This is a genomic window from Actinomycetota bacterium, from assembly GCA_005888325.1.
GTDB lineage: Bacteria > Actinomycetota > Acidimicrobiia > Acidimicrobiales > AC-14 > AC-14.
Window position 1 is genome coordinate 1 of record VAWU01000087.1, and the last position, 1,880, is coordinate 1,880.

3 protein-coding genes are annotated in these 1,880 nt (G+C 73.1%); 2 read left to right on the top strand and 1 reads right to left on the bottom strand.

Going from position 1 to position 1,880, the window contains the following annotated elements; translation table 11 throughout:
• Nucleotides 1–367, bottom strand: a 367-nt coding sequence (locus tag E6G06_22100) for a hypothetical protein (GenBank protein TML85233.1), incomplete at its 3' end; no start/stop codon positions are given.
• Between the two features lie 19 nt (nt 368–386).
• On the opposite strand from E6G06_22100, the gene E6G06_22105 reads away from it, so the two are divergent.
• Nucleotides 387–1,460: a hypothetical protein gene (locus E6G06_22105; GenBank protein TML85234.1), complete on the top strand. Its 1,074-nt coding sequence runs from the start codon at nt 387–389 to the stop codon at nt 1,458–1,460.
• Nucleotides 1,441–1,752 (top strand): hypothetical protein, encoded by a 312-nt coding sequence (locus tag E6G06_22110; GenBank protein ID TML85235.1) that lies wholly within the window; start codon nt 1,441–1,443, stop codon nt 1,750–1,752. Before E6G06_22105 ends, E6G06_22110 begins: the two co-directional genes overlap by 20 nt.
• The last annotated feature ends 128 nt before the right edge of the window (nt 1,753–1,880 follow it).

Below are 1,880 nucleotides of genomic sequence, written 5' to 3' on the forward strand. Positions count from 1 at the left end.
ACCGGCAGCCGCACTCGACGCAACGGTTGCAGTCGATGTAGTAGCGCGGGAGCGAGCCGTCGGCGCTGCAGAAGGCGGTGCCGTCGGCCTTCCACCACCCCGCGGTGAAGCTTCCCGGTGGGCAGCTGTTGTTTCCGTGGACGACGCAGCAGAACTCGGTGTAACCGTCGCAGCAGCGCGAACCGCAGTCGCAGGTGGACCCCGCGCACGCGCAGATCGCGGCGTATGCGCTCCCGGGGCGCAGCAGGTAGCGCCAGGGGGACACGGTGAGCGCGGAGGCCGCCATCGTGCCCTTGATGAGGAAGCCCCGCCGGCTGGTGCGACGCTCGAGGAGGGCGCCGGCCTGGTCGACCAGCCGTCTGCTCATCGATGCGATAGTAACGAACATGACCTCTCGGCCCTGGCGCCGGCGGGCGGCGCCGGCGGTCGGGATGAGGGTCGGCGAGCACCTCCCGGAACCGCCACAACGGGCCTCGGTCCGCGCCGGCTTTCTGCCTGCGCTCCTGAAACAGGGTGGATCGCTGCCGGAGGGCACCGTATGGGTCGGAGCCGGGCTCGCCGTCCTCGGCCTGACCGCGTACGGCTTCCTCGTCTTGTCGGCTCGAGCGGTCGGCCCGAGCCGGTACGCGTCGTTGTCGGCCCTGTGGGCCGCGATCTATCTCGCGGGCCCCGGGTTCTTCCTGCCGTTGGAGCAGGAGGTGGGGCGCGCGGTCGCCGCCCGCCGGGCCCACGGTCAGGGCGGGGGGCCCGTCATCAGACGCGCGGGCCTGGCGGGCGCCGGTCTGGCGTTGGGGTTGATCGTCGTGGTGCTGGCCGCCTCGGGCGCGCTGCGGGCCGAGCTCTTCGACGGCGACGCCCTGCTCGTCGTCGCCCTCGCCTGTGGGCTCGCCGGCTACTTCCTCCAGTGCTTGGTTCGGGGAGCACTGTCCGGCGCCGGGCGGTTCAGGCCGTACGGTCTGGTGCTGGCGACCGACGGATCATTGCGTCTGGTCGCATGCGCGGCGCTCGCAGGTCTCGGCGTGCACGCGGCCGGGCCCTACGGGCTGGCGGTCGGCCTCGCCCCCCTCGCGGCCGCGGGCGTGGGGTCGCTCGCCCCGCGTGGGCCGGTGGTCGCGGGTCCGGAGGCTCACTGGGGTGAGCTCTCCCGCGCGCTCGGCTGGCTGCTCGCGGGGAGCCTGTTCGCGCAGGTGCTCGTGAACGCGGGCCCGCTCGCAGTGAAGCTGTTGGCATCTGACCAGGAGCATGCGACGGCGGGGCGCTTCCTCGCCGGGCTGCTTCCTCTTCGCCTCCGTCCAGGCTGCGCTGCTCCCCGAGCTGGCCGGGCTGGCCGCGGCGGGCCGGTCGCGCGCGTTCGCATCGGGGCTGCGACGCATCCTGATCGTCGTCGTGATCCTGGGCGCGGCCGCGGTCGCGGCTGCACCGACCGTCGGCCCCGCCGGGTTGCGCATCCTGTTCGGTGAGGAGTTCGGGTTGGGCCGCGCCCACCTCACCTACCTGGCCGCGGGCAGCGCGTTCTACATGCTCGCCCTCACGCTGGCTCAGGCCCACATCGCGCTCGCAGGCTATGCGCGCGTCGCCGTCGCGTGGCTTGCCGGGATCGTGGGCTTCGCGGTTGTCACCGCGGCCGTGGGCGGTCTGCTGCTGCGTGTGGAGCTCGGCTTCCTCGTGGGCTCGGCAGCGGCGGCGTTCGTCATGGGCACCATGCTCGTCGGGCGGCTGCGCGCCGGGATGGAGATCGTGGCCGTGCCGTGACGGGAGAGGCGACGGTACCGACAACGCGGGTCAGCGTCGTGATCCTGGCGTACGGCCGCGACCCGTGGCTGGAGCGTTGCGTCGTGTCCGTGCTCGCCTCCACCGGTGTGGAGGTGGACGTGATCCTG